General features: G+C 41.5%; 17 protein-coding genes and 1 tRNA gene. 12 read left to right on the top strand and 6 right to left on the bottom strand.

What is annotated here, in order from left to right:
* Positions 1-284: 284 nt before the first annotated feature.
* Both V7K89_RS33130 and V7K89_RS33125 read right to left on the bottom strand, forming a co-directional pair.
* On the bottom strand, positions 285-1,568 hold the full coding sequence (locus V7K89_RS33130; RefSeq protein WP_335194965.1) for a DHH family phosphoesterase: 1,284 nt from the start codon (positions 1,566-1,568) through the stop codon (positions 285-287).
* 631 nt (positions 1,569-2,199) lie between these two features.
* Positions 2,200-2,697, bottom strand: coding sequence for an HNH endonuclease (locus V7K89_RS33125; RefSeq protein ID WP_094349059.1), 498 nt, complete (start codon positions 2,695-2,697; stop codon positions 2,200-2,202).
* A gap of 367 nt (positions 2,698-3,064) precedes the next feature.
* Here V7K89_RS33125 and alr point away from each other — a divergent pair, with 367 nt between their 5' ends.
* The 7 genes from alr to V7K89_RS33090 all read left to right on the top strand — a co-directional run bounded on the left by alr (position 3,065) and on the right by V7K89_RS33090 (position 13,453).
* Positions 3,065-4,252, top strand: a complete 1,188-nt coding sequence (alr, locus tag V7K89_RS33120) for an alanine racemase (RefSeq protein ID WP_335194963.1) — start codon at positions 3,065-3,067, stop codon at positions 4,250-4,252.
* 108 nt (positions 4,253-4,360) lie between these two features.
* Positions 4,361-4,442 (top strand) — tRNA-Leu (locus tag V7K89_RS33115).
* An 880-nt stretch (positions 4,443-5,322) separates the two neighbouring features.
* Positions 5,323-6,363, top strand: a complete 1,041-nt coding sequence (locus V7K89_RS33110) for a response regulator (protein WP_335194961.1) — start codon at positions 5,323-5,325, stop codon at positions 6,361-6,363.
* Positions 6,364-6,425: 62 nt separating this feature from the next.
* Entirely contained in the window at positions 6,426-6,803 is a 378-nt protein-coding gene (locus V7K89_RS33105) for a response regulator transcription factor (protein WP_335194959.1), read from the top strand.
* Positions 6,804-6,807: 4 nt separating this feature from the next.
* Positions 6,808-7,305: a chemotaxis protein CheW gene (locus V7K89_RS33100; RefSeq protein ID WP_335194957.1), complete on the top strand. Its 498-nt coding sequence runs from the start codon at positions 6,808-6,810 to the stop codon at positions 7,303-7,305.
* A gap of 62 nt (positions 7,306-7,367) precedes the next feature.
* The gene (locus V7K89_RS33095; RefSeq protein WP_335194955.1) at positions 7,368-10,199 is read left to right on the top strand and encodes a methyl-accepting chemotaxis protein; all 2,832 of its coding nucleotides are present in this window, start codon (positions 7,368-7,370) and stop codon (positions 10,197-10,199) included.
* A 230-nt stretch (positions 10,200-10,429) separates the two neighbouring features.
* Positions 10,430-13,453, top strand: coding sequence for a hybrid sensor histidine kinase/response regulator (locus tag V7K89_RS33090; RefSeq protein ID WP_335194953.1), 3,024 nt, complete (start codon positions 10,430-10,432; stop codon positions 13,451-13,453).
* 275 nt (positions 13,454-13,728) lie between these two features.
* On the opposite strand, the gene V7K89_RS33085 is transcribed toward V7K89_RS33090, so the two are convergent.
* Complete coding sequence (locus V7K89_RS33085) at positions 13,729-15,105, bottom strand: dihydrolipoyl dehydrogenase family protein (RefSeq protein WP_335194951.1); 1,377 nt, start codon at positions 15,103-15,105, stop codon at positions 13,729-13,731.
* Between the two features lie 206 nt (positions 15,106-15,311).
* Between V7K89_RS33085 and V7K89_RS33080 the strand changes: the two genes are divergently transcribed.
* A complete protein-coding gene (locus V7K89_RS33080; RefSeq protein WP_335194949.1) occupies positions 15,312-15,770 on the top strand; it encodes a hypothetical protein in 459 nt (152 codons plus the stop codon).
* Positions 15,771-18,602: an NACHT domain-containing protein gene (locus V7K89_RS33075; RefSeq protein WP_442941827.1), complete on the top strand. Its 2,832-nt coding sequence runs from the start codon at positions 15,771-15,773 to the stop codon at positions 18,600-18,602. It begins immediately after the preceding gene.
* 90 nt (positions 18,603-18,692) lie between these two features.
* On the opposite strand, the gene V7K89_RS33070 is transcribed toward V7K89_RS33075, so the two are convergent.
* Together V7K89_RS33070 and V7K89_RS33065 are read right to left on the bottom strand one after the other, a co-directional pair.
* Positions 18,693-19,061, bottom strand: coding sequence for a DUF5615 family PIN-like protein (locus V7K89_RS33070; protein ID WP_335194947.1), 369 nt, complete (start codon positions 19,059-19,061; stop codon positions 18,693-18,695).
* Positions 19,058-19,288, bottom strand: coding sequence for a DUF433 domain-containing protein (locus V7K89_RS33065; RefSeq protein ID WP_292779210.1), 231 nt, complete (start codon positions 19,286-19,288; stop codon positions 19,058-19,060). Before V7K89_RS33065 ends, V7K89_RS33070 begins: the two co-directional genes overlap by 4 nt.
* Positions 19,289-19,680: 392 nt before the next feature.
* Between V7K89_RS33065 and V7K89_RS33060 the strand changes: the two genes are divergently transcribed.
* Both V7K89_RS33060 and V7K89_RS33055 read left to right on the top strand, forming a co-directional pair.
* The gene (locus tag V7K89_RS33060; protein WP_335194945.1) at positions 19,681-19,908 is read left to right on the top strand and encodes a hypothetical protein; all 228 of its coding nucleotides are present in this window, start codon (positions 19,681-19,683) and stop codon (positions 19,906-19,908) included.
* Between the two features lie 280 nt (positions 19,909-20,188).
* Complete coding sequence (locus V7K89_RS33055) at positions 20,189-20,467, top strand: antitoxin family protein (RefSeq protein WP_335194943.1); 279 nt, start codon at positions 20,189-20,191, stop codon at positions 20,465-20,467.
* Here the strand turns inward: V7K89_RS33055 and V7K89_RS33050 are convergent.
* On the bottom strand, positions 20,459-21,580 hold the full coding sequence (locus V7K89_RS33050; RefSeq protein WP_335194941.1) for a carboxylate-amine ligase: 1,122 nt from the start codon (positions 21,578-21,580) through the stop codon (positions 20,459-20,461). The genes V7K89_RS33055 and V7K89_RS33050 overlap by 9 nt on opposite strands.
* A 137-nt stretch (positions 21,581-21,717) precedes the next feature.
* On the opposite strand from V7K89_RS33050, the gene V7K89_RS33045 reads away from it, so the two are divergent.
* Positions 21,718-22,749 (top strand): hypothetical protein, encoded by a 1,032-nt coding sequence (locus tag V7K89_RS33045; protein WP_335194939.1) that lies wholly within the window; start codon positions 21,718-21,720, stop codon positions 22,747-22,749.
* The last annotated feature ends 7 nt before the right edge of the window (positions 22,750-22,756 follow it).

The following is a 22,756-nucleotide window of genomic DNA, read 5'->3' as shown; positions in this document are numbered from 1 at the left end:
GACCGGATACTTAAAAACCTGAAGATAAAAGCTCAAGCTTTTGGCTTAGAGCTCATCCCTATTTCCAACGCTACGGAATGTGTTTCTTAGGAGTCTACCTACTTTACATTAAGCACGAACTACATCCTCAATCAGTTCAGCCTTTGTGAAAAGATCAAAATTCCCGACTTTTGAGAACAAAAGTCGGGAAATATGTTAATCGCGAATGACTTAGGGACGCTATCTGACTAAACACTTTGACTGCTGCATAAGTTAGGAGTTCTCCCCATCTCCTCGATCTCCCTTTACTCCGACTGAATCGGGTTGTCTCTGGGATTAACTAACCTCAACAGTTTTTGCTTAATTTGAGCGTCGAATACTTCCCATTTCATTTTCGCATAAGCGGAATTTTCGTTGCTGCCAGATAAGAAGCCCATCGGAATTTCAAAGCCACCTGCGCTTGTTCTTCCACCGCCGAAAAAGCGCCCTGTGCTATCTTGCCCAAAAGCTTCTTTGATGAATTCATCAGGATCAAGGGTGAGTTTGCTGGTTCTCAGGGAGCCAATGACTATTTCTAATTCTTCGTCTTCATCGTGAACAATGCCGTAAACTACGGCGGTATGGACATTTTCTTCGGTGACGAGAAAATCAGCCGCTTGGGGGATGGCATCACGGTCTTCGTAGCGTAGGTAACCAACACCAGCAATGGAAAAGTTATTTTGGACGATGCGATTTTTTAGCGATCGCTCGATCACATCCATTACCCGCTTGGAACGGTTCGCCTGTAAAATGGCATTCAGCAGTTGGGCGTCATAAAATCGGCTTAAATACGCAGCTGCCATAAAATCTTCTTCTTGAGCTTGCATGAGCCGATTTGTATCCGATCGCAAGCCGTGCATCAAGGCAGTAGCGCATTTGACGTGTTGATTTATGCTGCTATCTAATGCCAATAATCCCGTTTGCAGATATTGAGTAAAAATTGTTGCCGTCGCTCTTACATAAGGACGGATATCCTCAAACTCTGATTGCAGATCGCCTTGGATACTGTGATGGTCGATCAGGACTACTAGGGGAATTCCAGCCTGCTGCACTGCTGACAGTAGTTGTGAAGTAGTTCCCTGATTATCAATTAATACAAAACCTTGGTAACATGACAAATCCTTGGTTTTCAAGGTTTGCGGCGTCCAGCGTTGGATAGGTAAATTAGTCAGCCTTACCAAAGCAATATTTTCTTGATGGCTTAATGCGCCAGCATAAATGATTTCACATTTTATATCATATTGCTGGGCAATTAACTGGTAAGCCCAGGCACAGGAAAGGGCATCAGGATCAGGAAAATCTTGCAGAATTACCAGTTGGCGATCATGTCGGTGTGCCAAAAGGGTTTTTTGCAGTTCTTCTGACTTTTGTTGTGCCAGAGAATTACTACGCTGACTAAGATATATAGCTCCTTCACCTACTGATGGCGGTAATGAGGGAGTTTTAAATGAAACTTCCACTGGCGCTTTTTCTATTTCAGGTTCCTCTGGGTTTGGCTCTGTGGCCGATGACAAACTCTCAAACTGAGTAACGGGAGAATTAAAGTACATAGGGAACTTTTTTAAAGTGTGAGGCTCCTTTAATTCAGAAATACTACGAGCAGCAATTCACTGAATTTAGCCACATTAATTACGATCTTCGCAAAAATCTTAAGACATTGCACTATACATCTAAGTATACTTCTTGTCAGTAACAGCGCTTAACAATCAACTAACTTCTGGCTGTATGTGGCGGCATAAATATGTTTTAGGAGTTTTTTTATCTTTCGTAAATTGAACTAGGGTGATTTTCATCTAACTTAGGGTCTACCCTCTATTTTATACTTTAAAATTAGTCTTTGATCTTTGAAATATTTTTATACTTAGTATTCTCATTATTGTGACTATCGAGCAATTAACAATTATTTTTGGATGAACAACACGTGTTTCGTATCCCCTTTGAAAATTCTGAGAATTTAGAGTAAAGTCCGATGTAAAAGGCAAAAGACAGGGAAATAAAGAGCAAAGGGGAAACTATATATACACACAACAAACTTGAAAGCTTGATAGTTGATACAATTACCTTCATTGCAAGCCATATAGCCACCAATTTTTTAACACTCCATAACTACTAAAAGTTATTGGCTATGTCTTAAGGAAAGAGGGTATTTCTTCTTTTGCCTTTGCTGCTCTAATTTTTTGCTCAAAGACCTATAACATACTTTTGCCACTCTGTGTGTAGTCCACTCTTAAGATGTTTGCTGACCTCGAAATAAAGACTACTATAAGGTTGGCGCGGAGGATGACGTAAAGGCATGTGAGCTTCGTGGGGAGTCCGACTGCCTTTTTTGACATTACAACGGACACAAGCGGTAACAATATTCTCCCAAGTATCGCCTCCGCCGCGCGATCGCGGTATTACATGGTCTAGCGTCAACTCATCCCCTGTGTAACCACAGTATTGACAGGCATGACCATCACGGTGCAATATATTTCGGCGAGTTAGAGGAATTTCTTTATAAGGAACGCGTACATAATGACGCAACCGGATCACGGTCGGCAACGGGAAATCCGTGTACAGAAATTTACCATTGTGTTCCACGCGTTCTGCTTTGCCCTTGATTAAAAGAACTACAGCACGACGCCAACTCGTTATATTGAGAGGTTCGTAAGAGGCGTTTAAGACTAAAACCTTCCCCATTATTTGCGCTCAGGGTATGAGTTTTACAATATATTAACACAAATACACCCTGCTAGGGAGATGAGAAGAAATTATACTTGGGAGAGAATTTGGAAATTAAGTTATTAGTTATAAAGTAAAATTTTTTACTTTAATAAGAAATTACGTAGACTAACACAATCGCGCAGCGTCTCGTAGAGAAGAACAAAGTGAAAAGTTGAGCTGTAAGATTTACTTCTAATTCTTAACTTCTACTTTAGCGCCGCAACATCTTGTATCGGTTCCAATCTGAAGGTTAAACTTCCTATTTAATCTGATCTCGCTTTTAAGAGCGTGTATAGATAGATAACTTGAAAGTTTAGCCGTGGCGGGATAGGAGTCAGTACAAATGTTAAGTCGCAAACAAATCCCTGGTGTAGTTCCTAATCAGCAGTGCGATACCTACGCGTGGTTTTCGCAACGAGCTTGGGTTGAAATTGATTTAGAGGCGTTGTCGTACAATGTAAAGCAATTGGTGCAGTTTTTATCGCCGCGTACCCAGTTGATGGCAGTAGTAAAAGCTGATGCCTATGGACATGGAGCGGTAACAGTCGCTCAAATTGCCATCCAATCGGGAGCTAGTTGGCTGGGAGTGGCTACTGTTCCAGAAGCTATTCAATTGCGAGAAGGCGGGATTCAAGCACCCATTTTGATTTTAGGGGCAACTCATACACTAGAGCAGATTCATGCGATCGCCCAATGGAAACTTCAGCCCACACTCTGTAGTCCTAAACAAGCTTTAGTATTTTCTGATACCCTAGAATCGATGAATCATGGTTCTCCAGTGCCTGTACACATTAAATTAGATACAGGAATGTCTAGATTGGGAACAGATTGGCGCCAGGCTGGCGAATTTCTGCAATTAGTGCAGCGATTACCACATCTTGACATTGCTAGTATTTATTCTCATTTGGCGACAGCAGACGATCCCCATACCACGGTAATGGAAGAACAGCATAAACGATTTGAAGATGCGATCGCTCAAATCAAAGCACTGGGAATTCAAGTACCTTGTTTGCACTTGGCAAACTCAGCCGCCGCACTCACAGATTCATCATTGCACTACGACATGGTGCGTGTAGGTTTAGCTGTTTACGGACTTTATCCAGCACCACATTTACAAAATGCGATCGACCTCAAGCCTGTTTTGGAACTTAAGGCACGAGTTACCCAAGTTAAAACAATTGCCGCTGGAACAGGTGTTAGCTACGGCCATCAATTTATTGCCCCGCGTGAACTTCGCCTCGCCGTCGTGGGAATTGGCTATGCTGATGGTGTTCCTCGCAGTCTTTCCAACAAAATGCAGGCGTTAATTCGCGGTCAGCGCGTGTCGCAAATCGGGACAATTACAATGGATCAGTTGATGCTGGATGTAAGTGCCATACCCAATATCCAAGAAGGAGAAGTAGTCACTTTATTAGGGGAGCAGGGAAAAGAACAAATTTCAGCGGACGACTGGGCAAAACAATTAAACACTATTTCTTGGGAAATTCTCTGTGGATTCAAGCATCGTCTGCCTCGTGTTGCGGTTATGTAATTGGGCACTGGAAGAAGACTTACTGCAACTTTTGCTCCGCTCCGTCATTGTCCAGTTCCTATTTCCTATTACCAAAAATAATTTGTTATGGTATGATAGTAAACTGATGCGGATGTGGCGGAATTGGCAGACGCGCTAGATTTAGGTTCTAGTTCCGAAAGGAGTGAAGGTTCAAGTCCTTTCATCCGCATTTTAATAAATTAAATTGCCTTATCTAGGCTGGTACTTATATTTGAGTTAAAACTTCAAGGATAGTTACCAGTCTATTTAAATATCGCTTAAATAAAAATATATTTCGCCAGCATAGCTTCAAATATAAGAGAATATTTGAAAAGATGTTTGTGATGGGCTATGCCTGTGAACGAGGCAGAGCAGGACTTTTAGCTTAAAAAGTCTGTTCTCCAAATGATAGCCAATGTGTAAAAGTGCACAAGTTCTAGTGGATTTAATAACCGACAATTTTCGTAGGTATGATCTATTAAGGGCGTAACGTATCATTTTGAGTACTTTCCGTGCAGTACCTCGGCGGTAAAACACCCTACAAAAGATAAGTTTTACATTCTGCTTAATCTACATTTTTAAATGTAAATAGTAAAAAATACATTTATTGCTCTCGTAAAAACAGTATTATTACTGTTGCCAATATGAAGTTACTCAATGGAAAGTGGCTTCATCTTGTCCTGAATTGTTTAAAAACTAGATCTTTTTTAAGTGTAAATACAGAAGTTCAAATATATTACCATCAACAAAATCAGTATTATTCCTGTGGTCAGATGAGGGTTACTCAATGGAAAGTGGCTTCATCTAGTCTTGACATTTTTATGTCTTATTTCTCAAAAGATGTTGATCAATCTCAGTAACACTAAGTAAATTAATCACAATTTACGAATTTACTAAGATTTGCTCATCTGAAAATAACGCTACTCCCGTTGAGTTTCACCACAAACCTAGATGTAAATTGATGTATTTAAAAATACAAATGTTTAATATTTTTTACTTAATTTTAATTGTGGAATAACTCTACACGAATTTAGCTTACACGTATCGAATTTAGCTGAAGTAAAAGCAAAATGAGCACAACTCCTATAGGTAGCTACAGGTTGTTCCAGAAACTACATCCGCTATCTCTGTTGGCACAATTAACTAGTCGGCGTGCTACGGGTTGCTTAAGCGTATTTACCGAGATAGTTTCTTGGTCAATCTATCTAGAGGACGGTAAACTTACTTATGCCTCCTATTCAGATAAACTATTTGAGCGCCTTGACAGTCACTTACGGCGCTTGAGTCAGCAAATTCCTGCTCTCAACAGTGCTACTCGCGTACAGATACGGTTGATGTTTGAGACGAAGAATGAACATCAATCAATACTAAATGCGGATTACCAAGCTATTTGTTGGTTAGTAAATCAGGACTATATTACCTCTGTGCAAGCAGGAAGCCTGATAGATGAATTAGCAAAAGAAGTAATGGAATCATTTCTGTGTTTAAAAGAAGGTAGCTATGAATTCAGTCCAGAAAGCTCTTTGGATGAGCTACCAAAGTTCTGTCATCTGGATTTACGGTTACTTGTTGAACACTGTCAAAAGCAGTTACGAAATCGGCAAAATATTCAGTCATCAATTCCGGCTGGTGGGAGTTCTCAAGTTCAGTCACAACTGCAAATAAAGCTTGGGCAAAAATTGCCAATACCAATCAATTTTGATATTTCTGAGAATAATAAAAATATTCAACTACCTGTTGGCAAAAAACTATATACAATTGCCTGCATTGATGATAGCCAAACAGTTTTAAATTCCATCAAGCATTTTTTGGATGAAAATACATTTTCAGTTGTCACGATCAACGATCCGGTAAAAGCTTTAATGCAAATTTTGCGGAGTAAACCCGATCTGATTTTACTAGATGTTGAAATGCCAAGTCTAGATGGCTATGAACTATGTTCCTTATTGCGGAAACATTCAGCTTTTAAAAATACACCGATTGTTATGGTAACTGGTAGAACAGGATTTATCGACAGAGCAAAGGCTAAAATGGTCAGATCGTCAGGATATTTAACTAAGCCTTTTACACAATCAGAATTACTAAAAATGGTTTTTAAGTATCTTGGTTGATTAAAACAAGGTAAATGAAAATAATACAATATGTTTAATTTATTTTTTTAGGAGATTTGATAGTGAGCCTGACTTTGCTTGGCACAATTTTGATTGTAGAAGATTCTCCCAGTGAATTGGAATTAATGAGCCATTATCTCAAAGAGAGTGGTTACAACGTAATTAAAGCAAGTGGTGCAAAAGAAGGTTTAGAAAAAGCTGTGTTAGAAAAACTAGATGCGATCGTTACTGATGTAGTAATGCCAGAAATGAGTGGATTTGAATTGTGTCGTTCTCTGAGAAGAAATCCGATTACTACAAAAGTGCCGATTGTGGTTTGTAGTTCTAAAAATCAAGAAATTGACCGTTTATGGGCAATGAGACAAGGTGCAGATGCCTATATAACTAAACCTTACACCCGCGAACATCTCTTACATACTATTAAATCAGTGGTAATTTGAATCAATGGCTAGTACAAACATTACTCTTTCTTCAAAACCAATTTCAAATAATTTAGCAGATGGTTATCTGAAGTTTCAGCTAAATCAACAAACAACTGCTGTTTTATCAATGAGGCATACGCAAGAAGCAATTCTGGTAGCTGTTGAATCTATTACGTCAATACCAAATATGTCGTCCTGCATATTAGGATTAATGAATTGGCGGAGTCGGATAATTTGGGTAGTTGATTTACCAAGAATGCTCAATTTAGAATCCCTAGATTATCGACTACGACAGTACAATGTAATCATTATTCAAGTGGAATCATTAGTGTTGGGCTTAGTTGTACAAGAAATAAAAGGTACAACTAAGTTCATAGTCGATGAGATTCATTCTCCTATTGGACAAGTGGCATCCAGTTTAGTTCCTTATTTATGTGGGTGCGTTGTGCAACAGGAAGAAATATTACTAGTATTAGATGCACAGGCGATTGTGCAGTCTTCTATTCTCCGCAGTGATTAGGGTTTACTACTAAAAAAAAGATTTTTAGTGTTCTTATTCACACACTTAGGAGAACTACTTTTATGTTTAATAAAACTAACGCAAATCAAGGTAGTGGTGTTCAAAATCGAGCATCGCTGATTTCATCCCAAAAAATTACTGGTAGCGTCGTAAAGCTACCAACTAAGACTACTACTGAAACAGCTAATAATTCTTCTCTAAATCAGGCTATTGCCTCTTTTACAAGGCTGGGATTAGTTAAGAAAGCGACTATTTTAGCGATCGCAATCGGTACAATACCAGTTTTGGGCATCGGTGCGATCGCTTTTGGTTTTGCTAACAAATCCATTACTAAGCAAATTACCCAATCTCAACAAGCCCATGCCATAGGGTTAAGTGATAAAGTTAACCGCTTTATGCTGGGACGCTACGCTGATATTCAAGTAATATCAAACTTGCTATTTTTAACAAGTTCTGAAGCTGGTGTCAATATCACTACTCAAGAAAAGCAAGCAGTCCTAGATCGGGTTATCGAAGCCTACAAAGCTTATGACAGTATTGCTGTTTTTGATCGCCAAGGTAACTTGATTGTTCAGTCCTCAGGCGAACCTCTGGAAAATCAAAAAGACCGTACCTATTTTCAAGATGCTTTACAAAAAGATATTCCTGTCATCAGCAAACCGGAAGCAGCAAAAAATACTGGTGTTGTAAGTATTTATCTAGCTGCACCTGTGAAAGAGACAAGGACGGGCCAAACTGTTGGCGTGGTACAAGCACGTATGCCGGGAAAATCTTTAGAGGAAGTCATCAAAAACTACGCAGCCAACGGACAGCAATACAATTTGCTCGATGCTTCAGGAACAGTTTTCTTAAGTTCTCAAAAAAAATTATTAGGGAAACAGGCCAAGGGAGAGTATTCTAATTTACCTAAACTGCTAGCAGCCAAAAAGGTAGATAGTTTTATAGAAGTTCCCAAAACTCACAAAAAACAAGAACTAGTCAGCTATGTACCAGCTAGTACTATAGATGGCTTACCAGATTTAAACTGGCAGGTACTTTTATCCACAGACACAGCAACTGTATTTGAACCGCAAAGACAATTATTGTGGACTATAGCCATTGGTACAGCACTCACAGCATTGATTGTGGGTGCGATCGCATCTCAGTTAGCTAAACTGACTACACAGCCGATTCTGAATGCAACTGCGGCATTAGCAAAATTAGGTCAAGGTAAATTTAATACCCGTCTGGAAATTGAAAGAGAAGACGAATTAGGGTTATTGAGCGCAAATATTAATCTGATGGCCGAACAATTGCAGGTCTTAAAGGAACAGCAACAAGAACTGGACGTTGAAGGGGCAAAATTACTAGCAGATATTACCCTACGAATTCGGAGAATTCTTAAAACTGAAGATATCTATCACGCAGCAGTCAAAGAAGTTCAGCGAATCCTAAAAACAGACCGAGTAATCATTTATAGTCTGAATCCAGGTACTTTGGCTGGCGTTGTCGTTGCGGAAGCGGTAACTGATAATTGGCCAAAAATGCTGGGAGTACAAATTGATCACCCCTATTTTCGGAAACATTATCTAGAAACTTATCACGATAAAGAGGTGCAAGCGGTTGCCAATATTCATCAAGACCAAAGCCTGAAAAATGCCGACAGTTACATCCAACTGTTAGAAAAATTTGCTGTCAAAGGTAATTTGATCGTACCGATTCTTGCCCAAGAAAAACTTTTAGGTTTGTTAATAGCTCATCATTGCGAAACTCCTCGTGTTTGGCAACAGCCGGAAATTGACTTGTTTCAACAGATAGCAACTCAAGTCGGCTATGCCTTAGAACAAGCCAAATTATTAGAAGAGATAGAAAAAGTCAGAAATGTTGCTGTAACCGGATCAAACGAACAATGGCAAGAAAACGAAATACTGCAACAACAACTTTTACAACTACTCAACGACGTAGAAGGTGCAGCCAGAGGTGACTTGACAGTGCGTGCAGACGTAACCGCAGGTGAAATTGGTACAGTTGCCGATTTCTTCAACTCCATTGTCGAAAGCCTCCGGGATATTGTTACCCAAGTTAAACAAGCTGCTATTCATGTGAATAGTGCCATTGGCTCTAACGAAGGAGCCATCCGCCATTTAGCAGAGGAAGCACTCACCCAAGCTGCTGAAATCAACCGCACCCTTGATGCTGTTGACCAAATGACCCAATCAATGAAAGCTGTAGCCGAAAGTGCCGAAAAAGCTGCCTTCATTGCTAACCATGCTGCTCACACCGCCACCAATAGCGGACACGCGATGGATTTGACAGTACAAAATATCCTCTCTTTGCGGGAAACTGTGGGTGAAACTGCTAAAAAAGTGAAACGTTTGGGAGAGTCTTCGCAACAAATTTCTCGCGTGGTTTCCTTGATTAACCAAATCGCGATTCAAACCAACTTATTAGCCATCAATGCCGGTATTGAAGCAGCACGTGCAGGTGAAGAAGGTCAAGGTTTTGCTGTAGTGGCTGAAGAAGTCGGCGAACTAGCAGTCAGGAGTGCCGCAGCAACCCAAGAAATTGAGCAAATTGTTGAAAATATCCAACGAGAAACCAGTGAAGTGGTGCAAGCAATGGAAATAGGCACTACCCAAGTGGTAGAAGGTACTCGAATTGTAGAGGAGGCGAAACAAAGTCTAAGTCAAATTTTAGATGTATCGTGTCAAATTGATTCCTTAGTGCAATCGATTTCTACTGCAACAGCATCTCAGGTGGAAACATCGCAAAGTGTTAGCCAATTGATGAAAGATATCGCTGCTATATCACAACGCACCAGCGATTCTTCTCATCAAGTTTCCCAATCTCTGCAACAAACTGTGGACATTTCCCAGCAGTTGCAAGAGACTGTTGAGGCTTTCAAAGTTAGTTAATGTCATTTGTTGTCATTTGTCATTTATCCTTTGTCCTTTGTCCTTTATTCTTTTACTAATGACCGATGAATAATGACTTTTGTTATTTGTCCTTTTAGCAATGACCAATGAATAATGACTTTTGTTATTTGTCCGTTGTCATTTGTCCTTTTACTAAAACCAATGACCAATGACTAATGACCAATGACCAATGACTAATGACCAATAAACAATGACTAAGGACAAAAACCATGCTACAAGACAAAGAACTAGAAATCCAGATGCAGTTTCTAGAAGAAGCAACAGATTACTTAAATACCTTAGAAGGGGTATTGCTAGAAATCGATACTAGTAACCGCATCGATTTGGATAAAATCAATGCTGCACTCCGGGCCACTCATTCTATTAAAGGTGGTGCAGCGATGATGGGATTCAAATCACTAAGTGATTTATCTCACCGTCTGGAAGATTCCTTTAAAGTTTTAAAAACTAAAAAAAACTCTTTAGAAATTGATACTCAGTTGCAAAGTTTGTTACTATCTGGAGTTGACTGGCTGCGTCAAATTGTAGAATTACTTGCAGAAGGAAATGTTGTTGAAGAACAGTGGTTAGCAACTTTTTGTTATCCAATTTTTGATGAGTTGCACGATCGCTTGGGCGACCCCACCCCGGAAGATGCCTCAACTATACTATCCCCAGAGGATGGGCAAGACGTTATCCCTTTGCTATTTGCCACAGAAGTAGAAGAGTGTTTGCAGCGTCTAGAATCTATATTGGCAGATACCAAACAGCCTGGATTGCATGAAGAAATTACGATCCTGGCAGCTGAACTAGGTGGTTTAGGGGAAATGCTCCAGTTACCAGCTTTTAGCAAGCTTTGTGAGTCGGTAACGCAGCATTTGGAAACTGCTAGCAGTGAGCGCATTCCTGAAATTGCCCAATTAGCATTGCAAACATGGCGGCGATCGCAAGCTTTGGTGCTGACAAATCAGTTAGATAACTTGCCTACAGCAATTGACTTGAGTAGTTCTACGCAATCTCAGCCACTATTACCAGCAGAAGTGATACCACAGCTTTTTCCTACAGATGTCATCGACACAGAAGCGGTGTCAACACAGGTTTGGCAAGCAGAGATCACTCCAGAAACTTGGACTAAAGATGAAGCAATCGCAGCTAATTTTACATTTATAGATGCAGAATTTGCCGATGAGGTAAATGCTGTCAATGTCACCGAGCACAATATAATATTTGCTAGAGAAGACAATCCTCCAGACGCCAAATTTAGCGAAGGCAAAGGAGAGCCAGTTGCCATTGGGAAAGAACGAGAAATTCATGAAAACAGCGTCCGAGTTTCCAGCAAACAACTAGAGCAAATTAATGATTTATTTGGCGAACTGATTGTTCAGCGTAATGGGTTAAATTCACAACTAGAAAGATTACGCAAACTCGTTCGTAACCTCAACCAGCGAGTCCAAGTTCTCGACCGCGAAAACCAAGAATTACGTATCGTCTCCGATAAAATTTCCACTCAAGCTACCATGTCTAATGGGGCACAGATGCCAGCTGGAAATGGCCACCAAGTACAAGGTACAAACACAGAGTTTGATGCCTTAGAAATGGATCGCTATAACGAATTAAACCTGCGCTCGCAGGAAGTTATGGAAACCATTGTTCAGGTACAAGAAGTGACAACAGATGTGCAACTCAGTGTAGATGATACAGACCATATTGCTCGAAAACTAAACAAAACATCAAAACAGTTACAAACTAAACTAAATCACATCCGAATGCGGCCGCTGTCTGATTTAATCGAACGTTTTCCGAGAGCTTTGCGCGATTTAAATGTCGAGTATGGGAAAAATGTTCAGTTAAAAACTGAAGGTGGCAATACTTTAATTGAACGCAGTATTTTAGAAGCTTTAAACGAACCTTTAATGCACCTATTAAGGAACGCTTTCGATCATGGAATCGAAGACTCTACCACGCGTCGCCTTTTGGGTAAACCAGAACAAGGATTGATTGAAATTACAGCTACTCACCGTAGTAATCGCACTATCATCACCATCCGTGATGATGGTTGGGGCATTTCTGTAGAGAAAATTCGTACTCGCGCCCAAGCGATGGGACTGGATGTTTCTCTACTTGCTAATGCTAGTGATGAAGAACTTTTATCGCTAATTTTTGAACCAGGTTTTACCACTTCCGAGCAAGTTACAGCATTATCTGGTCGCGGTGTCGGTATGGATGTAGTTCGCAACAACCTCAAACTGATTCGAGGAGATGTGAAAGTTGATACAGAAGCAGGAGTTGGTACTACCTTCACCCTCTCAGTACCCTTTACACTTTCTGTTGCCAGAGTTCTGCTAGTAGAAATCAACAAAATTCTATTAGCATTTCCCACAGATGTGATTTCAGAAATATCTTTACTGCAAGACGAGCGAGTTTTCGAGATGGCTGGTAGCGAAGTTTTAAATTGGCAAGGAACCATGCTGCCACTGATTCGCCTAACTCGTTATTTAGAGTTTAATTGCCTGCGCTACGATACGCCAGAGTTGGAAATTCCGGCAGCCATTAGTACTAACAGTGTGTTAGTAGTCAAAGGTAATAATCAGCCAGTCGCAATCCAAATAGATCGTTGCTGGGGCGAACAAGAAGTTGCGATTCGCCAAGTTGAGGGAAATATACCTTTACCTGAAGGCTTCAGCAACTGCACAATTCTCGGTGATGGTCGAGTTGTGCCACTAGTTAATGTTAATGAGTTACTGTATTGGATTGCTACAAATCAGCGGACTCCCAGAGGTACTCAATTACCATCAGCAAGGTTAAAAACACCGTTCTTGATATTTGATGAAGAGAAAATATCAGCAACATCTATTAAGCAGAAAGGCACAATTTTAATTGTAGATGACTCAATTAATGTTCGCCGCTTTTTAGCTTTAACCCTTGAAAAAGGGGGGTATCAAGTAGAGCAAGCTAAAGATGGTCAAGATGCTTTAGAAAAACTCCATAGTGGATTGAAAGTTGAGGCGGTAATTTGTGATATTGAAATGCCTCGTCTTGATGGTTATGGCTTTTTAGGTAAGATAAATTCAGAGGTTGATACAAAAAATATTCCCGTTGCGATGCTGACTTCTCGTAGCAGCAATAAACATCGGCAACTAGCGATGCAATTAGGGGCACGGGCTTACTTTTCTAAACCTTACAATGAGCAAGAATTACTCCAAACGCTGGAAGAAATAATTCATAATGTTGCAGAAAAGGCAGCTTCTAATTAAAAATTGATAATTCATAATTAAAACTCTATGCCATTTGTGGGATGGAGTTTTTGGACATGGGGAATGGGGCATGGGGAAGAAGTTATACCAATTCTCCAAAATATAGCTACACATGGACAGCAGGGGGCAGGGGAGAATTATCTGTAGTCAGAATTTAGAGAAATGGTATTACCAATGCCCAATGCCCAATGCCCAATGCCCTAAGCAATGGGACGACTATCCCTCTCCACGCCACTTGCTCTCTGGAGTTTCCCGTTGCTTTCAATAAAACCTTTTCACATATTCGGACACCCTGGCATATTATCTCCAAGCAGCAATCGTGCCAGACTGGGTAAAGCTTCACCATAGGTGGGATGGATGTGAACCGATCGCTCTAACAACTGCCAAGTTGCTCCTGCTTCCATCAGGGATAAAAATACATGCACCAGTTCAGCAGTTTCGTACCCCACCAGGGTTGCTCCCAGGATTTTGTCTGTGTCGCTGTCGATCGCCATGCGATAAAATCCCAGGTCATGCCCCCACTCGATCGCCCGCGCAATTTGGCTCATGGGTAAGGTGACAGCACGCGCGTTGATGCCTTGTTTTTGAGCCTGTTCTAACGTCATACCCACTCGCCCCACCTGGGGTTCTGTGTAAACCGCATAGCCAAGGACGCGATCGCTCCGTGTCCGGTTTTCTCCACACAAAATTGCTTTTAAGCGACGATAGTCTTCCCAAGAAACGTGCGTAAAGGCAGGCTGTTTGGCAGCATCCCCGATCGCATAGACTCCAGAACAGGTAGTATGGAACTGCTGATCAATTTTGATAAATCCTTGATCGTCTAGCTCAATTTTGCTGGCGGCTGCATTTAATCGACTTGTATTAGGTTTGCGTCCAATCACAACCAGCAACGCTTCTCCCTGGAGTTGTTCGCCACTGCTCAGGGTCAGGCTAAACACATTATTCTCGTGGGCGACGTGATTCACATTGACTCCAAAGTGCAGCCCAATCCCATCCTGTTTTAATGCTTCTGCTAAGACCTTGCTGACATCAGCCTCTTCCCGATCAAGGACGCGATCGCCCCGCACAATTAAGTCAGTCTGACTGCCCAAACGCGCTAGTCCTTGTCCCAATTCCAAGCCAATATAGCCGCCTCCAATTACCAATAAACGGGCTGGTAAGGTGTTCAAGTCAAAGAAGTTGCGGTTCGTCAGGTAGGGAGTTCCTGCAAGTCCGGGAATGTCAGGAATCAGCGCTGACGTGCCTGTGTTAATGATTACCAGAGGAGCCTCAAGGGTAACATCCCCACCTTTGACCGTCCGTTCACCCACAAAAGAAGCTTCCGCACAAATAACTTTGACACCCGCACTCTCCAATCGCTTGTGAATCCCTTGATTAAAGCTGCTGCGGATTCCCCGAACTCGCTCCATGACAGCAGGAAAATCCACTTCAATCTGCGTGTGGATGCCTAACTTCTTGCTCTGGCGCGCCCGCCCTGCTGCATGAGCCGCAGCTAGGAACGCTTTGGACGGAGTGCAGCCATAGTTGATGCAACTACCGCCTAAAGCATCCCGCTCAAACAAGACAACCTTACGCCCCTCATTGGCAAAATCAGTCGCCAGTGGAATGCCTCCTTGACCACTGCCGATCACAATCACATCTGCTGTTTCCATCAGTGCTAAACTCCTTGGAGATAGTTTGCTTGGGTCTAATTAAGTGTTTTTATTCTTCAACGCTGATTCCAGTCAAACCACTCAAATTATTTGAGTTAAAATTCAACTTATCAGGTTGTGCGTAGTATTCGTGATATTCTCTGTGAAAAATTGGAAAAGGTATTGAGCCGAGAAATTTCTATATCAATTCAATTTGTAGTGAATTTATGGTAACTGTAACACTGACGGCTGTTGCTACTGCGATCGCAACTACGCTTTGGACTAAAGCCCAGGAGAAAATCGGCGAAAATATTGGTGATGCTACATGGACGCTAGGTGGCAAGTTAATTGGATTACTCCGCCAAAAGAATAAATCGCCATTACTCACCAGTGCTGTTGAGGGAAATGAACCGCAGCGATTAGATTATGGTCAAGCAGTGCTAGAACTGACAGCAGCAGCAGACGCAGACCCAGAAATTGCTCAAGCTGTTGTAAAGGTGGAAGCAGCAGTTAACAATGATCAGTCTAAGAGTGCTAAGGAAATTCAAAAATTAGCAGATGAAATCAAGTCACAGCCCTCAGTTATTAACAAGTTTGCAAAATTAGCAGAGGAAATAAAAGCTGAGAAAGGTGCAATGGTTGCCCAACAAATCAACATTGAGCAACAGACCAATACTTACAACTGACTGAAGTCGTCTCAAGGGGAGGATGGGACAAAGTTAACTCCCGATGACTGGCGTGAAGTCTGCCGTGAAATACTCGCAGAACGGCGAAAGCTGACTACAAATCCTCTGACATCAACTGAAGGAGTAACCCTGCAAGTTGATGATGTTTACGTACCACTGGGATTAGTTGAGCGCAAAAAAGCATCCAAGCCTCAAGGTGATATTTCTCCAGAACAGGGTTCAGAACTGTACAAGGAAACACAAATCACCAAAACGTTTGAGCATGATGCTTTTCTCGAAGAAGTTCTCAAACAGAAGAACACGCCTAAAAGTCAAGGTAAGCGAATTGCAATCATTGGCGAACCAGGTGCAGGAAAGACAACACTGTTACAGCAGATTGCTGATTGGGTATCTCGTGAGATTCACCAGTCCATTGTCATTTGGGTATCTTTAGCAGATTTGCGAGAGAAGGAACTAAAATCTTATCTTTTCGAGAGTTGGTTAACTCAGGTTGCTGAAAAAACAGGTAAAGCTAAACCCACTGAGCAACTGAAGAATGATTTTGTAGCTCTATTTAATCAAAATAATGTCTGGCTGCTGTTAGATGGGTTAGATGAAATGTCGGCATCTTCAGGTAATCCTCTCACAGAAATTGCACGGCAATTCCGTGAAGCAGGCTCAATTGCTCAAGCGCGAATCGTGTTGACTTGTCGGGTTAATCTGTGGGATGGCAGCATTAATGCACTTGATGATTTTGATACCTATCGCAGTTTAGATTTTTCTTATCCACAACAAGTAGAGAGATTTATTCACAAATGGTTCGCTGCTATTTCTGAAACTGGGAAGCGATTATGCACTGCGTTGAAAGAATCAGGTAAAGAACGGATTCAGGATTTAATAAAAAATCCTCTGCGGTTGACACTGCTGTGTTTGAATTGGCAATCAGGAGAAGGTAAATTACCGGATACTCAAGCGGGACTTTATCAGCAATTTGTAGATGACTTCTACAAGTGGAAAAAAGATGAATTTGCTACAACATTTGAACAGCGTCAGCAACTCAATGTCAAATTAGGCGAATTAGCTAAAGCAGCAATAGACAAAGAAGCAACCCGTTTTCGCTTACAGCAGGATTTTGTTAATCGCTTCTTGGGGAATGCTGATGATGAAAATTCGCTGCTGAAATTGGCTCTAAATCGCGGCTGGTTGAACTGTGTCGGGATAGATCCGAATAGAAAACCTGTTTACGCTTTCTTTCATGCTTCATTTCAAGAGTATTTTGCTGCTATAGCAATTGATGACTGGCATTTCTTTCTTAACCATGTTTCCAAAAATCCCAGTCAAAGAACTTATCGCATCTTTGAAGCACAATGGAGGCAAACAATATTACTTTGGCTAGGGCGAGAAGAAAACCTCAAGCAGCAAAAACAAGAGTTTATCGATGCTTTAGTAAACTTTAAAGACGGGTGTACTGACAGGAATAGCGAAGATGTAGATAAAGGATTTTATGAATATCGCGCCTATTTTTTAGCAACCGCAGGAATTGCAGAGTTTAGAGGTTATTCTAAAGCCGATAAAATAGTAGCACAAATTGTCAAGTGGGGCTTTGGTTATTTCAACACCAAAAAACAAAACTGGACAGAATTTCCTAATCTAATTCAAGAGGGAGCTAGGTCAGCACTGCAACAAACAGACCGCATAAAAGCGATCGCCGCCTTGGTGCAACTGCTGCAATCAACTACTGTGGATGACTCCACCCGTTGGCAGATAGCATCTAGCTTAGAAAAAATCGACCCAAGCAATGAAATTGTGATCGCCGCCTTGGTGCAACTGCTGCAATCAACTACTGTGGATGACTCCACCCGTTGGCAGGTAGCAAATAGCTTAGAGAAAATCGGCACTGGCAATGAAATTGCGCTCGCTGCCTTGGTGCAACTGCTGCAATCAACTACTGTGGATGACTCCACCCGTAGTAGGGTAGCATCTAGCTTAGAGAAAATCGACCCAGGCAATGAAATTGCGATCGCCGCCTTGGTGCAACTGCTGCAATCAAATACTGTGGATTACTATACCCGTAGGCAGGTAGCATATAGCTTAGAGAAAATCGGTACTGGCAATGAAATTGCGATCGCCGCCTTAGTGCAACTGCTACAATCACCTACTGTGAGTGACTATACCCGTTTGCAGGCAGCAGAAAGCTTAGGGAAAATCGACCCAGGCAATAAAATTGCGATCGCTGCCTTGGTGCAACTGCTGCAATCAAATACTGTGGATAAATTCACCCGTATGCTGACAGCAGATAGCTTAAAGCAAATCGACCCTGGCAATGAAATTGCGATCACCGCCTTGGTGCAACAGCTGCAATCTATGTATTACTATATCCGTTGGCACGCAGCATCTAGCTTAGAGAAAATCGACAGTGGCAATGAAATTGCGATCGCTGCCTTAGTGCAACTGCTGCAATCAACTACTGTGGATTACTGTATCCGTAGGCAGGTAGCAGATAGCTTAGGGGAAATCGGCACTGGCAATGAAATTGCGATCGCTGCCTTAGTGCAACTGCTGCAATCAACTACTGAGGATGACTTGGTGCTTGCTATAAAATTTATGAATAACGACACCCGTTTGCAGGCAGCAGAAAGTTTAGGGAAAATTTTACAGGATAATCAGGATCGCTCTAAGGTAGTCAAAGCTTTAAGTGGTTATTGGCAATTGAATGGTGAATACTACGATTTAGCCTGGGAATGCGCCCAGAATATGCCTTACCCCGATTTCTATCAAGCTTGGCATCAGCATAATCTTGTTACTCATACAATGCGAAGATTAAAGAAAATCCTCTTCACAAGAATAATTTAACTACTTTTGCAGCAGTGACGTTACAAATCTAGTTGTGGTGGCAACAAACTTCGTCATATTTGTGGTAAATGCTTAAATCAAAGCTGCAAGCTATTTACGAATTGGTAAAATACGTACCCTAGATTGAGCTTGGTCAATAGTAACCAATGCACCTGACTCCAGTAAGGATTCAAACTGATTCAGGGCTGAAATGACTAGATTTTCGATACTGTTTGGCAAAATATCCTGAGCACGAACTTGAATTACACTGCGGGTATCAGCACCTGTTGCAGCTAACAAAGTACCAAAGTCTAAATCGTGAGTAAAGACGATATAACTGTTAGTTCTTGCCCACTCCATAATGATTGCATCTTTCTCACGGGGGTTGCCAATAGTAGACCAGTGGACAGACGAAATATTGTACCTCTGAAAAACCGCAACCCAATCAGGGAAAAGATTCATATCAATCAAAATTTTCATGCACTTTTTAGAGGCACTTCAATTTCTTCAACTCGCCATGCAGCATAGGCAAGTGCCTCATAAATATCAGCTTCTTCGAGGTAGGGATATGCTTTAAGAATATCGTTATTGCTGTGTCCAGATGCCATTAACCCAACGATAGTACCAACAGTAATACGCATTCCTCGAATGCAGGGTTTACCACCCATCACTTCTGGATTGCGGGTAATTCTGGTGAGATTTTGCATAGTTGTTACCTCGCTATGTGGGGTTATTGGATTGAAGAATTATGCAGGAGGCAGGGGGCAGGAGGCAGAAGGCAGGAGGTAAAAACATTACTTTTCCTGACATTCACGATTGTCATTATGTGCCAACCTATATGACTATGGCTATAACTGTGTTCATTTTTTCTATTATCTGAATTTTTCACGTTAAGCATTAGAAGTTGTTTTAAATTAGATGTAGGTTGCGTGAAGCGCAGTCCAACCCAACATGGATCTTGGTGTTGGGTGTCACGATCGCTCTACCCTACATACATTTCAGCATCATGTTGTTACTCGTGCGATGCAAAGCTTAAAGAAAATCCTCTTGAGAAGAATTTGAGCAAATTTGCAGCAGTAACGTTACAAATAAAGTTCCCGTGGTAACAACAGCTTGTCCATTTGTTACCAACACAACCTGTTTTGTTACGAATGCTTATCCGTTAGTAACGAAAACTTATGCGTTCGTTACCAACACAACCTGTTTGGTTACGAATGCTTATCCGTTAGTAACGAAAACCTATGCGTTCGTTACCAACACAACCTGTTTGGTTACGAATGCTTATCCATTTGTGGCAAACGCTTATGCGATCGTCAACAACGCTTAAATAAAACTTATCAATGAAGTTATTTCGTTACCAAAGCTTATCCATTTGTGGCAAACACTTATGCGCTCGTTAACAACGCTTAAATAAAACTTATCAATGAAGTTGTTTCGTTACCAGAGCTTATCCATTTGTGGCAAACGCTTATGCGATCGTTACAACAGCTTAAGCAAAACTTATAAATAATCATGTCTGGCACTGTATAGCTGTAGTATTGATGCTTAATCAGCGTCGGGTAGTTTACATTACGATTACACAACTGCAAAAGTTCTAAAGGTTTTTTATGAACAAGATAGTAACAGTTGTATTTGATGGAGGTGTTTTGCGCCCAGATGTTCCTTTGGATTTAGCACCTAACACACGTTACGTAATTACAATTCAAGAGTTGCCAGAATCATCGGGTGATGCTTGGGATGTTCTGAAGGCGATGACGGGAACTATTGATGCACCCCAAGATTGGTCTAGCGAACACGATCATTATTTGTATGGTACACCGAAGCAGGCAAATCCAGACAATCCACTTGTTTTGGCTAGGACTGCAATATCCAAAGCTTTATACTGAAGCTATCCCTTTTGCTGTATCTTGGACGATTAAATCGACGACATCTGAAAAACGCCCCGTTTGTTTGTAAATTTCGCGTTGTCGTGTTGCACCATTCCCAAACTCCATCGTTCTATGTACAAGAGACGAGACTTCATCCCATTCTCCGTACTCCTCAAGCGATGGACGCACGAAACTGAGAAAGCTCTCAACCATCTCCCGTGCCGGAACAGCTTTTATAGCGCTAACGTCAATTAAATCATCATCTAATCCATAACGTGCGGCACGCCAGTGAGCAGCACGTATAAGTTCGTGACGCACTGGGTGAAACGGTTTATCAGTTATGACTTCTTCGTAGCAAGTTCGCACCAAAGCACGTACAAGCCCTGCTACCATTACTGCTTCGTCTACTGTCTGGCAGACATCCGTGACTCGAAACTCTATTGTTGGAAAGCGCTCAGACAAACGCACATCCCAATAAATCTTCGTCGCCTCCGCGACACTTTTTGTCTCTACTAAATCTTGTACAAGCGCTTCGTAATCATTTAATGACTCAAAAATCAGTGGTACTCCAGATATAGGCCATCGACCCCAAATTTCGGTACGATAGCTTGCATAGCCTGTATCCGTACCTAACCAAAAAGGTGAAGATGCTGCCAGTGCCAAGAGTGGGGAAAGCCATACACGAGTCCGGTTCATCACCTGGATGGCAGTAGAGCGATCGCTAATTCCCACATGCACATGACAGCCAAAGATGACTAGTTCACGGGTGAGTTGTTGATAATCTCGCATCAAATCTTGATAACGTTCTTTGGGCGTGATCTCCTGTTCATCCCAATGTGAGAACGGGTGTGTGCCAGCAGCAGCAATTTGCTTACCGTCCTTAGCAGCAGCCGCAATCACTTCGTAGCGCAAACGAACAAGCTCAGAGCGTACATCTGCAAGTGTTTTACAGATAGGCGTACCAATTTCTATCTGCGAAAGCTGGGCTTCTGGCTGCACCTCTGAACCAATTGCTTTCTGGGCTTTTGGAAGAATATGCTCCACACGCGAACTTAGTTCTCGCGTCGTGGGATTGATAATTTGATATTCTTCTTCGACACCAATAGTAAATTCTTCAGTCTGGGATGGCATAAATTTGGATGGTCAAGCGTATGTTTAATCAATCAACATCAGCACCCCTAGATTATACTTATATTTTATTTTGTTAGACGTTATAAACTTGAACATCATTCAATATACTTGCTTACTTTAAATCTGAGGAATTTTAAGTGACAAAAAATAATAGAAAAAAGGCTATTGCTCAAGCTATTTCCACAGTTGTTGCTTTGGGTTGGGTGATAATGCAAGTAGAATCAGCCCAAGCTGCTACTTTGACGGTTAACAATCTTGATGATAGTGGCTTTGGCTCATTGCGAGATGCTATCAACACTGCAACTAGCAATGACGTGGTAGAGTTCCTATTGGGTAGTAATCCTAGTACAATTACCCTGACAAGTGGGGCACTTGCGATCGCTAAAAATCTTACTATTAATGGCCCAGGTGCTAACTTACTTACTATCAGTAGCAATAATAACTTTCCCGTATTTGACATTAACGCCGCGAATGTTACCCTTTCTGGGTTAGCGATCGCTGGTGATATCTCTAGACTAGCGATCGCTGGTAATATCAACGCTTACAATTTTAGTAACCTAACGTTTACTAATAGCACCATCAACGGCCACAATCTGAATATAGATAGTAACCTAACACTTATCAATAGCACTATCAACAGCCAGAATTTGGAGATCAATGGTGGACTAACAGGAATCAATGATAGTAATGTAACGGCTCTCAGTAAGATCACCATCGGCGGTAATTTAAGTAGTCCTAGCGGCAATTTAACTATATCTACTAATAGCCTGTATATTAACGGTGGTAACATTATTAATTTAGAAGCAGGAGGCAAGATAACTGTTACAACCAAGAGCCTTGTGATCACAGGTGGTAGTCAGGTAACGATTCCTAATAGCACTAGCGGCAATTCTGGGCAAATTAACGGTGGTAGCAATAGTTCAGGAGCAGGAGGCAACATTACTCTTATAGCCAGTGACATTTTACTAAGAAGAGTACCCGAACCAAGTGCGAGCGCTGATGATAGCAATCATTCAGGAGCAGGAGGTAACATAACTATCTCAGTCCCTAATGGTTTTATTATATCAACAGTACCCGAACCAAGTGCGATCGCTGGTAATATACTTGCTGGTAGTCTGGCTTGGCTGGCGAAGAGAAAGCAAGCAGCATTTCGCAAAGCAAAGGTATAATTACGTC

Source organism: Nostoc sp., assembly GCF_036917515.1.
Lineage (GTDB): Bacteria > Cyanobacteriota > Cyanobacteriia > Cyanobacteriales > Nostocaceae > Nostoc.
Note: the sequence above shows the minus strand (reverse complement) of the source record. Positions and strands in the feature narration are given on the sequence as shown.